The following is a 16044-nucleotide window of genomic DNA, read 5'->3' as shown; positions in this document are numbered from 1 at the left end:
AATCTGAGATTATTTTTGGTTTTCGCGTTCGTTCATGACTTCAAGGTAGCTGTTAGCAAAACGGAACAGCTTTTGAGCTTGAGGATCTTTCAGCATGCGAAGAAGGCCGAAAAGTCCAATTGTTTCGTTGCTTGCTTCCGCGCGGTCTTTTGCTTCAATCGCAGTCGCAGCTACTTCTTTCGCTGTTTCTTTTACAGGCTCAAGAATTTCAGTGATCGCACCGACTGTGTCGCTTTTTAACACTTCGTCAGTCGCTACAGACTGAGCGAAATCATAAGACTTCGTTAAAATATTCACTAACTCAGTCAGCTTCGGAAGCTGGTCAACTAAAACAGTCAATGATTCTTGAACTTCTGGCTTTAATAGCTGATCAATAAGATCTTGCTGGCTTTGGCTGACAGACGCATTTGTTTGATCGATTGTTTCTGGCATATCCAATTCTCCTTTACTATAAGCAGTTTGCTGATTTTTTTGGAAAGGGTAGTGCCTCTCCCTGTCTCACGCTTTTAAGGCATAAGAATAAGGATTGTGAATTCGTGCACAATCATTTACAAAAATAAATGTTTACTACCCAGTTTTTCATCTTGCCATATTCAGTATTATTTTTATCTAAAAATAAACAATTGAATAAGTCAAAATCCTTTACTCTCTCTGAAAATAGCAAACACAAAAAACTCCAATTCGATTACCTTCTATATGATAACACTTTTTGAACAAAATTTGAACGTGAATTGCTTCGATTATGAAATTAATTTATATGGAGCTCATGTCATATCGTTTCTGCGGCACTAGTTATTGACAATCCAGCAATTTCTCCCCTTCACTTTACCCATATTTCCAATAGAGGCTCTCTTTTTCCTGTGATCGGATCATTCGCCGGCAACGCCGCCTGCTTAATCTGTTTGAGCGCTTCCTCCCGCTCATTCGGTTTCCCCGTCTTCATATCATACTGAACGCCACCGGGATAGGCGCCAAGGACAGTAAAATCGGGACTTGAGCTGAGCTTTTTATGTCCGACTCCGGCTGGAATCACGACTGCGTCGCCTGATTTGAAAGGGATGGCAGCCCCTTTTTCTCCCCCAAACTGAATCACAGCCTCTCCCCTAAGGGCAATCAGGACTTCATGCGTATTGCTGTGATAATGCTGGTATGGAAAAACACTCCCTGACCAGCTGTTTGACCAGCCATGCCGGATGACGATCCGCTCTGCCAGTCCGGTGTCCTTAAGCGCGTTTTGATACACCACGAGCGGAAAATCAGGGTGATTCGGAATCCTGCCGTCATCCGGAAAGAAGTATGTCTGTGTCTCTTTTTCCATCAATTTCACCTCCCTTTTTTGTCTTCCACACATAGCGGTTCGCAAAACATGATGTTTTTCTCATGATTCCATTGATCTGCATGATACCGAATAGTATAGTATAAAAAAATAATGCCAGAATGAGGGATATCATGAAAGCTATCGTTATCGGAATATTGGCTTCACTCTTTTTCGCCGTTACCTTTATATTAAACAGAGCGATGGAGTTATCAGGAGGCAGCTGGCTTTGGAGCTCTTCGCTGCGCTTTATTTTTATGGTGCCGTTTTTATGTTTGATTGTCATCATGAGAGGGACATTCACGCCTCTCTTACTAGAGATGAGGAAAAAGCCGTTTTATTGGATCAAATGGAGCTTCGTCGGCTTCGTGCTTTTTTACGCGCCGATTACATTTGCGGCTGCATACGGTCCGGGGTGGCTCATAGCCGGAACCTGGCAAATTACAATTGTAGCCGGGGTGCTCTTATCTCCTTTGTTTTATGTCAAACAAGATATGCCGGGCGGTCCGCAGCTCGTTCGCCAAAAGATTCCCCTGGTTTCACTTGGCACTTCCATGATCATCCTGATTGGAGCGGCTCTGATTCAGCTTCAGCATGCAGAATCGCTTTCTGGGAGGATGCTGCTTTTCAGTGTGCTGCCGGTTGTCATTGCGGCTTTTGCCTATCCGTTAGGAAACAGGAGAATGCTCGAAGAATACGGAGGCCGGCTTGATACATTTCAGCGCGTGCTTGGAATGACATTGGCAAGCCTTCCATTCTGGCTTATATTAGCAGCTTACGGCTGGTGGTCAGATGGCCTTCCAACAGCAAGTCAAACCGTTCAATCCTTTATCGTTGCCGTCAGCTCAGGCATCATTGCGACGGTTTTATTTTTCTGGGCCACTGATATGGTAAGAGACAATCCGCAAAAACTCGCAGCTGTTGAAGCCACTCAATCCGGTGAAGTGATTTTCGCGCTGCTTGGTGAAATTGTTCTGCTGTCAGGCGTTTTCCCATCTCTTTTATCATTTGCCGGTTTGTTCATTATAATAGCGGGGATGATGTTACATACCTTCGCTTCACAGCCGAGAAAACCGAAAAAGAAAGCACAGTCAAATCTGACTGCGTAGCATCTGCAGGAGAATGGGTGAAAGCCTGTTCTCCTTTATTTGTGCTACCAAAAGGAATCTGTTTCACGTTATAGTTAAATATAATGTCAGCCTACTTATATTGAAAGGTGATTATTGTAATGGAAGCAAACGATCAAACACAAAACATACCAGCCATCTCCTTCAGATCAGTCAGAAAAAGCTATAAACAAGATGGACAAACCTATGATGTGCTGCAGGATGTCACCGGAGACATTCAACAGGGCGCAATCGTAGCCGTTTTAGGTCCTTCCGGCTCAGGCAAAAGCACCCTCCTTTCTATGTGTAATTTAATGAGAACGCCTGACAGCGGCGAAGTCAACATATACGGAAAGGAAGTCAGAGAATGGAATGTCAATGAGCTGAGGCGAACGGCAGCCCTCGCGTTTCAATCGGCTCCCGTGCTCGACGGGACAGTGCGTGACAATTTAAGTCTTGTACAAAGGCTGCATCAATCCCAGCTGTACTCTCCTGAAAAGCTGGCTTCGCTTGCAGGGCTGCCGCCAGAGTTGTTAGACAGAAGCGCCAGAGACTTATCGGGCGGGCAGCGGCAAAGACTGTCACTGGCCAGAACTCTCTCAAATCCTTCCTCCATTCTATTGTTGGACGAAATCACATCGGCCTTGGACCCGGTTTCTGCTCTTGAGATTGAAGAACTGATCAAACGTCAGCATCCAGAGAAAAAATGGACAGTCATGTGGGTCACTCATAATATGGAGCAGGCAAAACGAATAGCCGATACCATTTGGTTTATGGCAGATGGCCGGCTGCTTGAAATCGCTGAAACCGAAACATTTTTCTCCGCTCCGCAGCATGAAGCAGCGAAAGAATTTTTGAAGGGAGGCACTCGGTAATGGATTACCTTTCTCTCTCTTTAACGATGATCTTTGTTTTGATCGCCTTGTTTTTATCAAAATCCTTTAAAGCCGGTGTAGAAAAAGACATGATCATCGCCACCATCCGGGCCGCGGTGCAGCTGCTTATCATCGGTTATGTTTTGTCGCTGATTTTTCGCGGAGACCACCCTGTTTTTATCCTGCTGATGGTGCTGTTAATGCTCGCGGTGGCGGCGCAAAATGTCATCAAGCGAAAGAAAAATACTATCGGTTCGTTTTGGAGGGTGTTTGCCGCGTTAGCAATCGTAGAAATTGTGACGCAGGGAATTCTGCTGTCTCTTCATATCATTCCGCTTACGGCACGATATGTCATTCCGATCAGCGGGATGGTCATCGGAAATTCGATGGTGCTCTCAAGTTTGTTTCTAAACCGGATTAACTCAGAAGTCGGCGTTCGCAAAGAAGAAATTCAATTAATATTGTCACTTGGCGGCACACCGAAGCAATCCATACAGCGCATTCTTACTTCAGCGATGAAAATGAGTATGATCCCGACACTCGAAAGCCAGAAAACACTGGGTCTTGTCCAGCTTCCCGGCATGATGACTGGCCAGATTCTAGCCGGCGCGGACCCGATTCAGGCAGTACGCTTTCAGCTCTTAATCGTGTTTACAACGATGGCTTCAGCCGCGCTGACTTGTGTAATCTTAAGCGTGCTGACATACCCATCATTATTCACCGTTCATCAGCAGCTGAAGCAGAATGAATGACAGACAAAAGCCGCTTTCCAAGGGAAAAGCGGCTTTTTGTACTTGTTATTCCTTTTCTTCATAATACTTGGCCAGCTCAACAATCATTGCACCCATCCGCTCAATCTCTGGCGCAAGCAGTCTCGTAATGCCCTCTTCCCGCAGTGCTTCAGCAGTCACTTTTCCGACAGCAGCTGCGATGGCGCGTTCTTCGAATACCTTCTTCACTTCATTGATATAACCTCGCCCCTTTGCAAAATCAAACAGGGAACGAACCTGAATGGCCGTTGTAAAACAAACGGCATCGATCTCACCGTTCATCAGCTCTCGGCATAACCGCTCCACCGTTTCCTCCTCCGGCGGGATGTGCTGATAAGGCAGAATCGGCAGGACAGACGCGCCTTTTTCTTCAAGAAATGCCATGAGAGCCGGCGCTTTTTCGCCATGAAGCTGCACCATGACTGTTTTTCCTGAAAAGTTGTGAGGCTCCAAAGAACGGATTAAGCCTCTTGTTGTCCCGTCTTCATCCGAAGCTTCCGGTGTGATTCCAAGCTTTTTCAACGCAGACAGCGTTTTGTATCCCCGGCATGCCGCTTTCGCTTGGCGAATGGCCTGCAGAAACTCAACTTTCAGTCCAATTTTCTCTGCCATATCGACAAGAGTCTCCAACCCGATGCCTGTCGTGAAAATGACCCAGTCAGCTTTTTCTTCCGCAAACGTCCGCAAATCCGGCTCCACCTGCTTCTCTGCTAAGTAAACCGTGCCTTGGAGAGACCGGATGACAGGTATTCCGCCCTGTTTTTCAATGATTGTACTAATTTCTTCCGTTTTTCGTGAGCCACCGATTGCCACGCGTTTTCCAAGTAACCCTTTTCCCATACCCGTTTCCTCTCCTCTTTGCATAGGCTTTTTATGTATATAAGCTTAATAAAGCTATTTTGGCGCAAACCAAGGGAGAAATCAAGATAACCCCCAAACCTCTAAAATCCATTGAATAAGCCGGAAGCTTGCTGTAAGATAAACAGCAGACACGTCTTGTAACGGAGGATCGACATGGATACAAAAAAAGAAGGATATGAAACAAAAGGCTACGATACATCGATTGTTTACGAATTCAATGAATATCCGGACGCCCGCAGCGGGCGCTGCGACAACTGTGATTACACACTGTTCAAAAGCTCTGTAAAAGGCGGAAAATTTCTTAGAGAATGCCGGAGATGCGGGATGAAAAAAAATATTTAAACAGAAAACCGAAATCAAATTGATTTCGGTTTTTATGTTTTTACTGCGGGACAGCAGATTTTTTCATAAACGCTTCAATCTCAGCTGCCGCACGCTCCGCTCCGCCAGCTTCTTTTACATCCTTTTGCATATTCTTGACGCGGCTGAGCAGCTCTTGATCACTGGATACAGCCTGAACCGCTTCCTGCAGGCTGGAAACAGTCACTTCCTCTTTCGGCAAATAAACGCCAAGGCCTAATTCATCAACCCGATTTGCAGTGAGCTCTTGCTCATACATTTGCGGAATGACGACAAGCGGCACACCTGCGTTCATCGCTTCCATCGTACTGTTCATCCCGCCATGAGAGATGAACAAATCAGCTTTCTCTAACACCTCAAGCTGCGGCACACTTTGGCGAATGGTAAAGTTGGCAGGAATATCCTCCAAGCTTTCTGGATCAATCGTTTTCCCAACCGACATGATCACTTGCCATGAAGAATCCCGAAATGCCTTGATGCACATCTTGTAAAATTCCGGCCATGCGTTAAATGCCGTACCCAAAGAAATCAGCATAAGCGGGCGATCATCCTTGTCAATCAACAGGCTTTCTTTCTCCTTCCGTTCTCCGAGAGAGGGGCCGACAAAACAGAAACGGTCATCGAACGTCTCATGCTGAATCTGAAAAGACTTCGGCATAAAGACAATATTTAATGCTTCCGGCACAGCTAACTGTTCAAATGAAACAGCCGGCAACTTCTCTTGCTCCAAGTAGGCTTTAAATTCAGCCTCTGCTTCTCTTATTTTTTTCAGCATGTCTTCATTTCCTAACTGAAAGGATTCATTTTGGGCATATGACGAACAGAGCTTAATGACCGGAACATTAAGCTTTTCAGCAAACAATTTACCAGCCAGCGCAACAAAGTCATAGATGATCAGATCAGGCTGATCATCCTTATATAACTCCTCAAGCTGCGGCAGAATGCTAAGTGATTCTTTCAAAAGGCTGAGGGGCGCGTCATTCTTTTCCATCATCTCCCTGATTTGCTTAGGATCAATATTCAAGGATGTATGATAGATCAATGCTTCTCCACCGGCTTGCTGAACAGCGGGCGCAAACTCCTCAGTCGTCGCGTACGTGACACGGTGCCCTTTCTCACAAAGCTTCTCTACTAAAGCAAGCGTAGGATTGACATGTCCGTACGCCGGGATATTGATCATCGAAATATGGTACTTTTTCATGAATCTCCAGTCTCCTTATCTATTACATTTTCACACGGAAGCTCTTTAATCCGTATATCACACTGTTTTCAATCGGAGTGATACTGACGCACTCCATATGAGGAAAAGCAGAAATCAAAGACGTTAACGCGATATTTGCTTCAAGACGGGCAAGCGGAGCCCCAAGGCAAAAATGGATGCCATGGCCAAACGCAATATGCGGGTTGGGATGGCGGCGGATATCAAACATGTGCGGTCTGTCAAACTTCGCTTCATCACGATTTGCCGATGCCACAAACGCCAAAACCATATCACCTTCTTTAATCAGATGCCCACCGATCTCCGTATCCCGCTTGGCAATGCGCCTCAAAACCGGGGCCGGCGCTCTGAAACGCAAGGCTTCCTCCACTGCCTGAGGCATCAGTTCAGGATGGCTTCGCAGTTCCTCGTAAACGCCTGGCGTTTCTAATATGCTGTACATCGCATTTGAGATCAGGTTTGTAGTGGTCTCATTTCCGGCCACCAGCAGCAGCGTGCAAAACGGAATCAGCTCTTCACCGGACAGCTTCTCGCCTGTTTCTTCCGCTTCCACTAAAATAGAAATAATATCCTGTGCCGGTTTGTTTCGCTTTTCTTCTATGATGCCGGCAAAAAACGCAGCCAGTTCTTCCTCACACTTATCTCGTTCTTCCAAAAAGGCTTTTTCAGCTTCTTCACTTTTATCCTTCGGTGTACTGACCAGAAGATCAGACCATGCTTTAAACTGATCCATATGCGCTGAAGGCACTCCCAGCAGCTCAGATATCACAATAACAGGAAGCGGGTATGAAAAATCGTGAACAAGGTCAAACTCACTGCGCCCCTGACATTTTTGAATCAGTTCATCTGTGATTTCTTGAATTCTCGGTTCCCATTGCTTCATCACGCGCGGAGTGAAGGCTTTATTCACGACTGAACGGATTTTTGTATGCTTCGGCGGGTCCATGTTAATGATGGAATTTCCAATAGAGCTTGTCTGCTGCGGCATGTAACTGGAAAACAGCTCTTTATCCCCAACAACTTTTTTGACATCATCATAAAGAAAAACGCTCCACACTTGGTTTTCTTCATCAAAGGAAACAGGCGCATCCTTTCTCATCGATTCGTACCATGGAAACGGATGATACGCATCCTGTTTGTTTTTCCCATTGAGCAGCGCTCGCTGCAAGGCTTGCCGGCGGTTTAACACACTCATTATGGTCACTCCCTTGAAAAAATTCAGCAATGAATGTTCCACTTCACCTCCCGCTTTCGAAAAAGAGAGGGACTACTACATATAATCAAATTGATAACAGCAGGCAGGCGATCACGATGTTCGATGCAGGCATCATATATTCCCCCTCGAATTTCGTTCATCTTACCATAATCTTTCAATTTTTTTCTATTCTGCACTGCTGTTTTGGCTCACAACGTGACCTTAGGCATAAGCACGCAAAGCCAATATGGATTCAATTGCACCGCTCCGCTCAAAAAACGTCTCTGTTTTCAACCAAATGCACTAACTCCAAAAATGACTTTCCCATTATGTAAAATAAGCTGATTCTATGATTAAATAGAAGGTAAAAGGTGAAGGAGAGAACAACGTGGCAGCACAGACTGATTACAAAAAACAAGTTGTCGGCATCCTACTTTCACTTGCATTCGTACTGTTTGTGTTCTCTTTTTCTGAGAGACATGAAAAACCGCTTGTTGAGGGAAAAAAACAGGAAAACTGGCATACTGTCGTCGACAAAGCCTCTGTCAAAATTTATGGCAGCCGATTAGTTGAAGAAAACAAATTAAAGCAAAAACTCGGCCATAAACAAGCCGATTCTATTTTGACCCTTCTGAAACTCGCCAACGAAAAACACATTACATTATAAAAAAGAAAGAGCCCATAGGCTCTTTCTTTTTTAGTCAAATATCGTTTTCTTGTCCGGATGGCGCAAAAAGTCAAACAGCATGCTAAGCTGTGAGGGTGTGTTTCGTTTGGGAGAAAGCGGCGGGAGGCTGTCTTCCGGAAAAAAAGCGGCATGATTCGTCTCAATCCCTGTTTCCCCCTGCCCGCCCGTAATGCTGCATGCGATGAAGATTTTATAATAGTGATAAGGCTGAGGGGGATGAGAGTGTTTTTGGCTGTCTAGCACGGCCAGCAATCGAGACGGCTCTGTATCATACCCCGACTCTTCTTTGATCTCCTTGACGACGTTTTCAGCTGGGGATAAACCAATCTCGCAAAATCCACCCGGCAGCGACCACAGCTCATCATGCTTCTCCCGGACAAGCAAAATCTGATTCTCTCGGAATACTGCGCCGCGCACATCCGCTTTCGGTGTTGGATAGCCGCTCTCCCCATTCCATAAATCAGTGATAACTTCAATGTTCGTCTGTGAGTAATCCGCCATCATTTCTGCACTGAGCTTCATTAGCTCTTCGTACCTCTCCCTGTCGTACACATCCTTGGAAAAAGCAAGCCCCGCCTGTGCGATCGCCCGAATCCGCTGTGCCCGTTCCAGCCATTTAGTTTGCATAATCGATCACCTCACTACCATTTTATACCATAAGTCTCTTTAAAATAAAAAAAGCATGCTCCGATCTTCCGGTGACATGCTCAAAAGTACCTTAATTCAATTTTACCAAATATGTAATATCCTCTGTTTCAAAATTTAAAAATGATGGATTATATGATAGAGTAAGGTTTTTTTCTCCTTTTGGAATCACAAAACTGACTGTGCCTGTTACCTTTTTACCCGAGGCTAACTTCCCTGATTTTAGGCTTGTTTTCAGGTCAGCAGTAGATACTATGTTTGCTCTGATCGATTGATCCTTGCTGTCTTTCAATTCAAAACCGCCACTCGTATAATTGAAAGGCTTGTCGCTTGTATTTTCGATCGTTACCTCAGCTATTAAAAATTCTTCCTTTTGATTTATTGTTTTTTCTTTATCTCCTATTTTCGCCTTATATTCACCTTGTTCTGCCGTCGTATATACTTTATTAACCGAGAAATTTGTGCTGGAAGCTTTAAAAGTTTCGCCTACTTTATGCACCTTTTCATCCGTTTTGGTTTCGTTTTTTTCCTCTGTTTTCTTTTCCGTTGCTGTTGCTTCTTTCTTTGCTGTCTTTTGCTCAGCTGACGCATCACTTGACTTGCTGCACGCAGAAAGCGCAAAGCCAATCGCTAGCACAAACAAAATGAATAATGCTTTTTTCATTGCTGTTCCTCCATCTAAAGTAATCGTTTTCTATTATAATCACGCTTTTCCTTTTCTTAACAGAGAACAAAGTAACAAATTCCTCTATCATTTCCAGTCATATTATAGGTCAGCCAATGATATAGATATCTATCCTCTACTGAAAAAATACTGGACGGGCCTATGCTGTCATTTCATTTTTCCAAAATCAAAGCTACTTTGTCTTGTTTCTGAATTAGATATTTCATCCTAGTTCCCAAGACTCATCTCATAAAAAAACCCGAGCTGGCTGAAGCCGGCTCGGGCGGGAGGTCAATCTCGCTTGTTCATTCCTCTTTTCTCTCGGGGTTCCTGATGATGTTTTTGGTGTTCCGGAGGCTGCGTCGTGCGTTCCAGCTCCTTTGTATCTTGTCCCATTCCTTTTAAAAAGGAAAAGAGCAGTGTAATTGATTTATTGATTTCCGGGTCTTTTAGCGAGCGGATAATATCAAAATAACCTGTCTTTTCTTCGCTGTTTTTCTGCTCTACAGCGCTTGCCACACCCGCATTCACTTTCAAAATGAGAGGCTCCAGCTCCTTCACGTCCAGCATGCCGAGTGTTCCAAACAGAAGAAGCAGATTTTTCAGCGTATTGGCTGTTTCCTCTGTATCTGCCTTTTTCACCAGAATATCAAGAACTTTATCCCCTTGGCCAAAAAGGCCGCGGAGCAACGGCAGGACACCGCGCTCGTTCATATGGCCCAGCATATGCAAGGTTTCGAGAATCGCTTCTTTGTGATCAACTAGAGCATCTTCAATTTCCCGCAAATCACGCTTTCGCTGATCTTCTTCTGTTACCTCGATTTTTTGAATTCGTTTAATCGCTTTAGCCATTATGGCCCATCCCCCTTTTCACAGCGTCACCAGGGAAAATATAATCCTTCCGCGCCCATTTCTTTTGAACCTGCACACCGATTTGCGGCTGCGGATTGCCGTTGCGGTGGTTGATCTTAGGCAGCGGGCTGATTCCGTCGTGCTTCAAAATTTCCATCTTGGCCGATGTTTCTTTGTAAGCAGGCGTATCGGTATCCTTATCGGCATGGCTGCCTGTTAACAGGTTGATCGCCGCTTCCCCTGAATCGTTCATTGGCAGATATACTTCCTTCCCTTTGACTCGATCAGTAATCAGGCACTTCACTTTGACATTTCCGAAAGGCGATGTGAGTCTGACGAGGGTTCCGTCCTGAATCCCTCGTTCTGCCGCAAGCTCAGGAGAAATTTCTAAGAACACTTCCGGTGTTTTCTCCGAAATCCCTTTTGATTTGTAAGTCAGATTCCCTTCGTGGAAATGCTCCAAGAGCCGCCCATTGTTGACATGGATATCATATTCCTCACCGAATTCCTTAGGCTCTGTCCACTGGACAGGGTAGAGAATGGCCTTGCCGTCCGGGAAAGGGAAGCGCTCTGTAAAGAGTAAAGGCGAATCCTTTCCATCAGCGTTTACAGGCCATTGCAGGGAATTATAGCCCTCAAGACGTTCATAGGTGACACCGGCATAAATCGGCGACAGCTTGGCTGCTTCCTCCATAATGTCTGCAGGATGCTTATAGTGCCAGTCGGCGCCAAGCTTATTGGCAACCTCCATAATAATCTGCCAATCCGGCTTTGATTCACCCAGCGGTTCAAATACCTGATACAAACGCTGAATCCGGCGTTCTGTGTTTGTAAACGTTCCTTCTTTTTCAAGGCTTGGGCTCGCAGGAAGAACCACATCAGCAAACTCCGCTGTACGTGAAAGGAAAATGTCCTGCACCACAAAGAAATCAAGCTTTTCATATGCGGCGTGTACATGATTGATATTGGAATCCACCAGGCCCATTTCTTCACCTTTTACATACATCGCTTTCAACTGTCCGGAATGGATTTTTTCAATCATTTCGTGGTTGGTCATACCCGGCTCCTTCGGCAGCGGCACACCCCACACACGCTCGTATTTTTGGCGGACTTGTTCATCCGTCACTTTTTCATAGCCTGGCATTCTGTCAGGCATACTCCCGAAGTCACTTGCTCCCTGCACGTTATTATGGCCGCGCAATGGGTAAGAACCTGCTCCCGGTTTTCCGTAGTTTCCTGTCACAAGCAGCAGATTAGAGATCGCCGTGCTCGTGTCGCTTCCTCCAATGTGCTGTGTCACGCCCATCGCCCACAATGCGCACACACTGTCAGCTTGCCCGATCATCTCTGCCATTTGGATAAGGGTTTCTCGATCAATCCCGGTTTTCTCCTCAGCATATTCAAGTGTGTACGGCGCGAGGCTTTTTACATATTCATCCCGTCCGTTCACTCTTTCTCTCAAAAATCGTTCATCGGCCTTGCCGTTTTCTATTAAATATTTGGCGATCGCATTCAGCCAGACGATATCCGATCCGGCACGCGGCTGGACAAATAAATCGGAGCGTTCTGCCATTTCGTGTTTTCTGATATCCGCGACGATCACTTTCTGCCCTCTCAGCTTATGAGCCCGTTTAATGCGAGTGGATAAGACTGGATGCGACTCAGACGTGTTCGAACCGATAATCAAAACAAGGTCCGCTTGCGCGATATCTGTAATTGATCCTGAATCACCGCCATAGCCGACTGTCCGGAACAGGCCGGCAGTCGCAGGAGATTGGCAATAGCGAGAGCAGTTGTCCACATTATTTGTGCCAATGACCCCTCTGGCCAGCTTTTGCATAAGATAGGATTCTTCATTTGTACATTTAGAAGATGTAATAAAAGCGAGAGAATCCGGGCCAAACGCCTCTTTTAATTCCGTGAACTTGCTGGCGATCAGCGATAACGCCTCCTCCCACTCTGCTTCACGGAAATGGTCACCTTCCCGGATCAGCGGCTTTGTCAGGCGTTCCTCGCTGTTGACGAAATCCCAGCCGAACTTCCCTTTTACACAGGTAGAAATACCGTTGGCTGGCGCCTCCTCCTGCGGCTCTACTTTCAGAATGTCTCTTCCCTTTGTCCAGACATCAAAGCTGCAGCCGACGCCGCAATACGTGCAGACGGTTTTCGTTTTTTTGATTCGTTCATCACGCATGGCCGATTCCATATCAGAAATGGCAAGAATCGAGCCGTAGCCTGTCTCTACGCCTTTTGTGATCTCGATCATCGGACGCAGGGTTTCATTATTGATGCCTGTTAAATATCCGGCTTCCCCTTCCATTCCTTTTTCCATCATCGCGTTGCATGGACAGACGGTTGAACAGTGGCCGCATGACACACATGACGACTCGTTGATCGGCACATCGTTATCCCAAATGACGCGCGGGCGTTTCCGCTCCCAGTCAATGGTCAGTGTTTCAGTTACCTGAACATCCTGGCACGCTTCGACACAGCGGCCGCACAAAATACATTGGTCCGGATCGTAGCGGTAAAACGGATGGGATTCATCCTTGTGGTAGGGCTTGTGATCAAACGGGATGCTTTGGTGATTGATTTTCATTTCCTTCACCGTATTATGTATTTCGCATCCCCCGTTGTTGTAATCGCAAACTGTACAATAAAGCTCATGATTATATAAAATCTTGTCCATCCCGATGACCTGCGCTTTTTTCACGTCAGGTGAGAGCGTATCAATGATATCCCCATCCTTTAATTCAGCGGAGCACGACCTCTTCAGCTCACCATTGATGCTGACGATGCACGTATCACATGTTTCAATCGGCCCTAAGCTTGGATGATAGCAAACTTGCGGCACTTCAATCGAGCTGTTATTCAAAAGCTGCAGCACCGTCTGTTCCTCGGACGCTTCCATTTCAACGCCGTTTATTGTGATTTTTTTCTTGCCAGCCATCTCCATTCCCCTTTCTTGCTTTATATACCGAATTACCTATTTCAGTTCCCTTACAACAACTCAATAAAACATACAAAGCGCACTCACATGTTTTATTGCACTAACACCGGGAAACGGGATGGTAGATCAATAAGGAGGGATCAACATGAAAAAGACAATGTCTGCTATTACCGCTGCGGCAGCAGTAACAAGCTGTTTTACCGGCTTTGGGGCTGCGTCCTTTTCAGCACCGGCAAAGGCCGCAGCTCAAACAAACACGCTCTCAGAAAACACGAATCAATCAGCCGCCGAGCTTGTCAAAAACCTCTATAACACCGCCTATAAAGGGGAAATGCCTCAGCAGGCGCAAGGCCTTACCATTAACAAAAGCACAAAAGGGGATGTCCACGCTGCGTTTGGGGAACCGGAAAGACCCGTCGGGGGAGACAATCGATTTGATTTATATCACTGGAATATGGGACAGCCGGGCTACGGATTTTCCTATCATAAAGACATGACAATTTCAGAAATCCGCTACTTTGGAACCGGTGTGGAACGGCAGCTGAATTTAGGCGGAGTTACGCCGGAAGTGCTGCAGAAGCAATTAGGGCCAGCAAATCGGGTGTTAACCGTCCCGTTTACCGATGAAATCGATTATGTATATGATACAGGCCGCTATGAACTCCATTTTGTAATAGGCACGGATCAGACAGCCGACCATGTAAACCTAAAAGCAAAATAAACACCCTACGCGGCTATTCAGCCGCTTTTTTAGTGGACAAATAAAAGCTATATTCCTTACAATACAGGGAGATGAAGCAGAGACGGGGTATCAATTCGCAATGAAGCGAAATCGTTGGATATATGCAGTTTTCACCTTTCTGATCATTGGGCTGGGGCTTGGATCCAGAGCATACTCCAGTGTTCTTCCTGATACCCTCAATACTTATCTTGGGGACTCGTTGTGGGCCGCCATGATCTTTACGGGATGCGGATTTCTATTTCGGAAGCTGAAGACAATGATAACGGGCATTATCAGTCTTTCTTTCTGTTTTGTCATTGAATTCAGCCAGCTCTATCATGCCGAATGGATCGACCAGATTAGGGATACTTCTCTTGGCGGGCTTGTACTGGGGTACGGTTTTTTATGGAGCGATATCGAAGCATATACAATTGGAATTGCCGCCTGTGCCGCCATAGAACTGCTGGTTTTGGGAATCAAAAAGCGCCGCTGTATGTGACGCTTTTTTCATGTAGAAAACAGCCCGCATTGAGAAAGAATGGTCTTCGCATCCAAACGTGTGGCCTCGCTTATCGTGATATGATGTTGATTCATAAATAACTGAACGGCATGATATCCAACCGCATAACCTGCAAAAGCCGATAAACCTGCAGGCTTAAAGCCTTGGTCGTTAGCAATTGGATCACCAAACATATAACGGCTGACTTCCGAAAATCCTTTCACAACCAGCACCTCATTGATCACATCAATGGAATATTGCAAATCTTCATGATCAAAACGAGTTACCCAAGGGTCCAATCGTTCCGTGCCAAACAGCTCTCTGGCGAATGATTCCGCCAATCCTTCAATCACAAGATAATCCCCGACACTTACAGAGCCATGATGAAAATCTATATACGAAAACCGCACATTATGATGAAACTCATGAGCAATAATTGAAGGAATCCTTGGCAGGTTATAACGGTTCGGATCAATCCATACATGAATAAAGCCCGGTATCCCGCCAAACCCGCAGCAGCCTTTTTGCAGCTGAAGTTTATTTGGATCAGCGATATAAAGGCCGAATTTGATCTCCTCTGCATTCATCCGCAGCTGTTCGCGCTCAGCAAAAAATATGCATTGCCGAAGTGCAGATTCAGCTGTCTCTGAAACATATGATTCTTTCAGTATTTGCAGTGCTTTCTGGCCGCTTTCAGTATCACGGACATCCAAATAGCCCAGCATTTTCGCGGCCATGATCACATCATAGCCGTTTGGCTCCTTCGCTTTCAGCGGAACTTGGATGGCGGTCCACATCTTTTCAAACGGCCTCATCATCGTATACCGAAATTCATCTTCTCTTTTCTGTTCTTCCATTGAAAACAGCTTTTCGTATTGCTCAAAGGTCTTTTCCATTACTAGATTCATCCTGATTCCCTCCTTGTCAAAAACATACGATATGCCGCAGCGTAAGGGTCAACAGCGAAAATTAAGCCATTTTTCACTGTAAAATCATACAAACCCGCCGATAGGTAAGGCATAGGAGGTGGAACGATGGATATTCCTGCTTTATCAGTTGCAATGCATCAAGCATCCCTTGCCCAGAATGTTAATATCGCTTTAACGAAAAAAATGCTGGACACCGCCCAGCAAAATGCCGATCAAACCTTAAAGATGATTCAGCATCCGACTCTCGGACAAACCATTGATGTAAAAGCTTAATATCACACCAAAGGCGGCCAATAACTCCATCCTCCCGGCCGCCTTTATTGTTCACAAAAAAGCATGCATGTTTTGATTGTTCCTCCGTATGATTTATTGTTTGCCATATTAAGGAGGTCAAA

Annotated in this window: 18 protein-coding genes; 8 read left to right on the top strand and 10 right to left on the bottom strand. The window is 45.6% G+C overall.

Going from position 1 to position 16044, the window contains the following annotated elements; genetic code table 11:
* Positions 1-9: 9 nt before the first annotated feature.
* On the bottom strand, positions 10-432 hold the full coding sequence (locus NYE56_RS06210; RefSeq protein ID WP_003220510.1) for a DUF1641 domain-containing protein: 423 nt from the start codon (positions 430-432) through the stop codon (positions 10-12).
* A 388-nt stretch (positions 433-820) separates the two neighbouring features.
* Positions 821-1318: a cupin domain-containing protein gene (locus tag NYE56_RS06205; RefSeq protein ID WP_341283618.1), complete on the bottom strand. Its 498-nt coding sequence runs from the start codon at positions 1316-1318 to the stop codon at positions 821-823.
* A 131-nt stretch (positions 1319-1449) separates the two neighbouring features.
* Here NYE56_RS06205 and NYE56_RS06200 point away from each other — a divergent pair, with 131 nt between their 5' ends.
* From NYE56_RS06200 to NYE56_RS06190, 3 genes are all read left to right on the top strand, one after another.
* The gene (locus NYE56_RS06200) at positions 1450-2424 is read left to right on the top strand and encodes a DMT family transporter (protein ID WP_020425117.1); all 975 of its coding nucleotides are present in this window, start codon (positions 1450-1452) and stop codon (positions 2422-2424) included.
* Between the two features lie 119 nt (positions 2425-2543).
* Positions 2544-3296 carry an ABC transporter ATP-binding protein gene (locus tag NYE56_RS06195; protein ID WP_341283617.1) on the top strand — a complete coding sequence of 251 codons (753 nt, stop codon included), beginning with the start codon at positions 2544-2546 and terminating at the stop codon, positions 3294-3296.
* A complete protein-coding gene (locus NYE56_RS06190; protein WP_341283616.1) occupies positions 3296-4048 on the top strand; it encodes an ABC transporter permease in 753 nt (250 codons plus the stop codon). Before NYE56_RS06195 ends, NYE56_RS06190 begins: the two co-directional genes overlap by 1 nt.
* A gap of 45 nt (positions 4049-4093) precedes the next feature.
* Here NYE56_RS06190 and NYE56_RS06185 read toward each other — a convergent pair whose 3' ends face one another.
* A complete protein-coding gene (locus NYE56_RS06185) occupies positions 4094-4906 on the bottom strand; it encodes a uroporphyrinogen-III synthase (RefSeq protein WP_341283615.1) in 813 nt (270 codons plus the stop codon).
* Positions 4907-5080: 174 nt separating this feature from the next.
* Between NYE56_RS06185 and NYE56_RS06180 the strand changes: the two genes are divergently transcribed.
* The gene (locus NYE56_RS06180; RefSeq protein WP_341283614.1) at positions 5081-5269 is read left to right on the top strand and encodes a hypothetical protein; all 189 of its coding nucleotides are present in this window, start codon (positions 5081-5083) and stop codon (positions 5267-5269) included.
* 40 nt (positions 5270-5309) lie between these two features.
* Here the strand turns inward: NYE56_RS06180 and NYE56_RS06175 are convergent, their stop codons facing one another.
* Positions 5310-6488, bottom strand: a complete 1179-nt coding sequence (locus tag NYE56_RS06175) for a glycosyltransferase (RefSeq protein ID WP_003232783.1) — start codon at positions 6486-6488, stop codon at positions 5310-5312.
* 22 nt (positions 6489-6510) lie between these two features.
* Entirely contained in the window at positions 6511-7701 is a 1191-nt protein-coding gene (yjiB, locus tag NYE56_RS06170; RefSeq protein ID WP_086343724.1) for a monooxygenase YjiB, read from the bottom strand.
* A 388-nt stretch (positions 7702-8089) separates the two neighbouring features.
* Here yjiB and NYE56_RS06165 point away from each other — a divergent pair, with 388 nt between their 5' ends.
* Positions 8090-8368, top strand: coding sequence for a hypothetical protein (locus NYE56_RS06165; protein WP_003232791.1), 279 nt, complete (start codon positions 8090-8092; stop codon positions 8366-8368).
* Positions 8369-8398: 30 nt separating this feature from the next.
* Here NYE56_RS06165 and NYE56_RS06160 read toward each other — a convergent pair whose 3' ends face one another.
* The 4 genes from NYE56_RS06160 to fdhF all read right to left on the bottom strand — a co-directional run bounded on the left by NYE56_RS06160 (position 8399) and on the right by fdhF (position 13500).
* Positions 8399-9016 carry an NUDIX hydrolase gene (locus tag NYE56_RS06160; protein ID WP_341283613.1) on the bottom strand — a complete coding sequence of 206 codons (618 nt, stop codon included), beginning with the start codon at positions 9014-9016 and terminating at the stop codon, positions 8399-8401.
* A 91-nt stretch (positions 9017-9107) separates the two neighbouring features.
* Entirely contained in the window at positions 9108-9698 is a 591-nt protein-coding gene (locus NYE56_RS06155; RefSeq protein ID WP_042974206.1) for a DUF4352 domain-containing protein, read from the bottom strand.
* 291 nt (positions 9699-9989) lie between these two features.
* Positions 9990-10550, bottom strand: a complete 561-nt coding sequence (locus NYE56_RS06150) for a DUF1641 domain-containing protein (protein WP_285299996.1) — start codon at positions 10548-10550, stop codon at positions 9990-9992.
* The gene (fdhF, locus tag NYE56_RS06145; protein ID WP_341283612.1) at positions 10543-13500 is read right to left on the bottom strand and encodes a formate dehydrogenase subunit alpha; all 2958 of its coding nucleotides are present in this window, start codon (positions 13498-13500) and stop codon (positions 10543-10545) included. Before fdhF ends, NYE56_RS06150 begins: the two co-directional genes overlap by 8 nt.
* A 145-nt stretch (positions 13501-13645) precedes the next feature.
* On the opposite strand from fdhF, the gene NYE56_RS06140 reads away from it, so the two are divergent.
* Together NYE56_RS06140 and NYE56_RS06135 are read left to right on the top strand one after the other, a co-directional pair.
* Positions 13646-14221 (top strand): YjgB family protein, encoded by a 576-nt coding sequence (locus NYE56_RS06140; protein ID WP_014476503.1) that lies wholly within the window; start codon positions 13646-13648, stop codon positions 14219-14221.
* 100 nt (positions 14222-14321) lie between these two features.
* Positions 14322-14720, top strand: a complete 399-nt coding sequence (locus tag NYE56_RS06135) for a ribosomal maturation YjgA family protein (RefSeq protein WP_153255928.1) — start codon at positions 14322-14324, stop codon at positions 14718-14720.
* 8 nt (positions 14721-14728) lie between these two features.
* Here the strand turns inward: NYE56_RS06135 and NYE56_RS06130 are convergent, their stop codons facing one another.
* Positions 14729-15628: a DUF2268 domain-containing protein gene (locus NYE56_RS06130; protein WP_341283611.1), complete on the bottom strand. Its 900-nt coding sequence runs from the start codon at positions 15626-15628 to the stop codon at positions 14729-14731.
* Positions 15629-15754: 126 nt separating this feature from the next.
* Between NYE56_RS06130 and NYE56_RS06125 the strand changes: the two genes are divergently transcribed.
* On the top strand, positions 15755-15922 hold the full coding sequence (locus NYE56_RS06125; RefSeq protein ID WP_014476499.1) for a YjfB family protein: 168 nt from the start codon (positions 15755-15757) through the stop codon (positions 15920-15922).
* Positions 15923-16044: the final 122 nt, after the last annotated feature.

This window comes from Bacillus sp. FSL R5-0603 (assembly GCF_038050295.1).
Classification (GTDB): Bacteria; Bacillota; Bacilli; order Bacillales; family Bacillaceae; genus Bacillus; species Bacillus subtilis.
Note: the sequence above shows the minus strand (reverse complement) of the source record. Positions and strands in the feature narration are given on the sequence as shown.

Excerpts from the sequence above, each read along its gene's own strand:
- NYE56_RS06160 (WP_341283613.1), bottom strand. The coding sequence starts at position 9,016 with ATGCAAACTAAATGGCTGGAACGGGCACAGCGGATTCGGGCGATCGCA.
- NYE56_RS06180 (WP_341283614.1), top strand. The coding sequence starts at position 5,081 with ATGGATACAAAAAAAGAAGGATATGAAACAAAAGGCTACGATACATCG.
- NYE56_RS06190 (WP_341283616.1), top strand. The coding sequence starts at position 3,296 with ATGGATTACCTTTCTCTCTCTTTAACGATGATCTTTGTTTTGATCGCC.
- NYE56_RS06195 (WP_341283617.1), top strand. The coding sequence starts at position 2,544 with ATGGAAGCAAACGATCAAACACAAAACATACCAGCCATCTCCTTCAGA.
- NYE56_RS06125 (WP_014476499.1), top strand. The coding sequence starts at position 15,755 with ATGGATATTCCTGCTTTATCAGTTGCAATGCATCAAGCATCCCTTGCC.
- NYE56_RS06155 (WP_042974206.1), bottom strand. The coding sequence starts at position 9,698 with ATGAAAAAAGCATTATTCATTTTGTTTGTGCTAGCGATTGGCTTTGCG.
- NYE56_RS06175 (WP_003232783.1), bottom strand. The coding sequence starts at position 6,488 with ATGAAAAAGTACCATATTTCGATGATCAATATCCCGGCGTACGGACAT.
- fdhF (WP_341283612.1), bottom strand. The coding sequence starts at position 13,500 with ATGGCTGGCAAGAAAAAAATCACAATAAACGGCGTTGAAATGGAAGCG.
- yjiB (WP_086343724.1), bottom strand. The coding sequence starts at position 7,701 with ATGAGTGTGTTAAACCGCCGGCAAGCCTTGCAGCGAGCGCTGCTCAAT.
- NYE56_RS06205 (WP_341283618.1), bottom strand. The coding sequence starts at position 1,318 with ATGGAAAAAGAGACACAGACATACTTCTTTCCGGATGACGGCAGGATT.
- NYE56_RS06210 (WP_003220510.1), bottom strand. The coding sequence starts at position 432 with ATGCCAGAAACAATCGATCAAACAAATGCGTCTGTCAGCCAAAGCCAG.
- NYE56_RS06130 (WP_341283611.1), bottom strand. The coding sequence starts at position 15,628 with ATGAATCTAGTAATGGAAAAGACCTTTGAGCAATACGAAAAGCTGTTT.
- NYE56_RS06140 (WP_014476503.1), top strand. The coding sequence starts at position 13,646 with ATGAAAAAGACAATGTCTGCTATTACCGCTGCGGCAGCAGTAACAAGC.
- NYE56_RS06135 (WP_153255928.1), top strand. The coding sequence starts at position 14,322 with ATGAAGCGAAATCGTTGGATATATGCAGTTTTCACCTTTCTGATCATT.
- NYE56_RS06150 (WP_285299996.1), bottom strand. The coding sequence starts at position 10,550 with ATGGCTAAAGCGATTAAACGAATTCAAAAAATCGAGGTAACAGAAGAA.
- NYE56_RS06200 (WP_020425117.1), top strand. The coding sequence starts at position 1,450 with ATGAAAGCTATCGTTATCGGAATATTGGCTTCACTCTTTTTCGCCGTT.
- NYE56_RS06185 (WP_341283615.1), bottom strand. The coding sequence starts at position 4,906 with ATGGGAAAAGGGTTACTTGGAAAACGCGTGGCAATCGGTGGCTCACGA.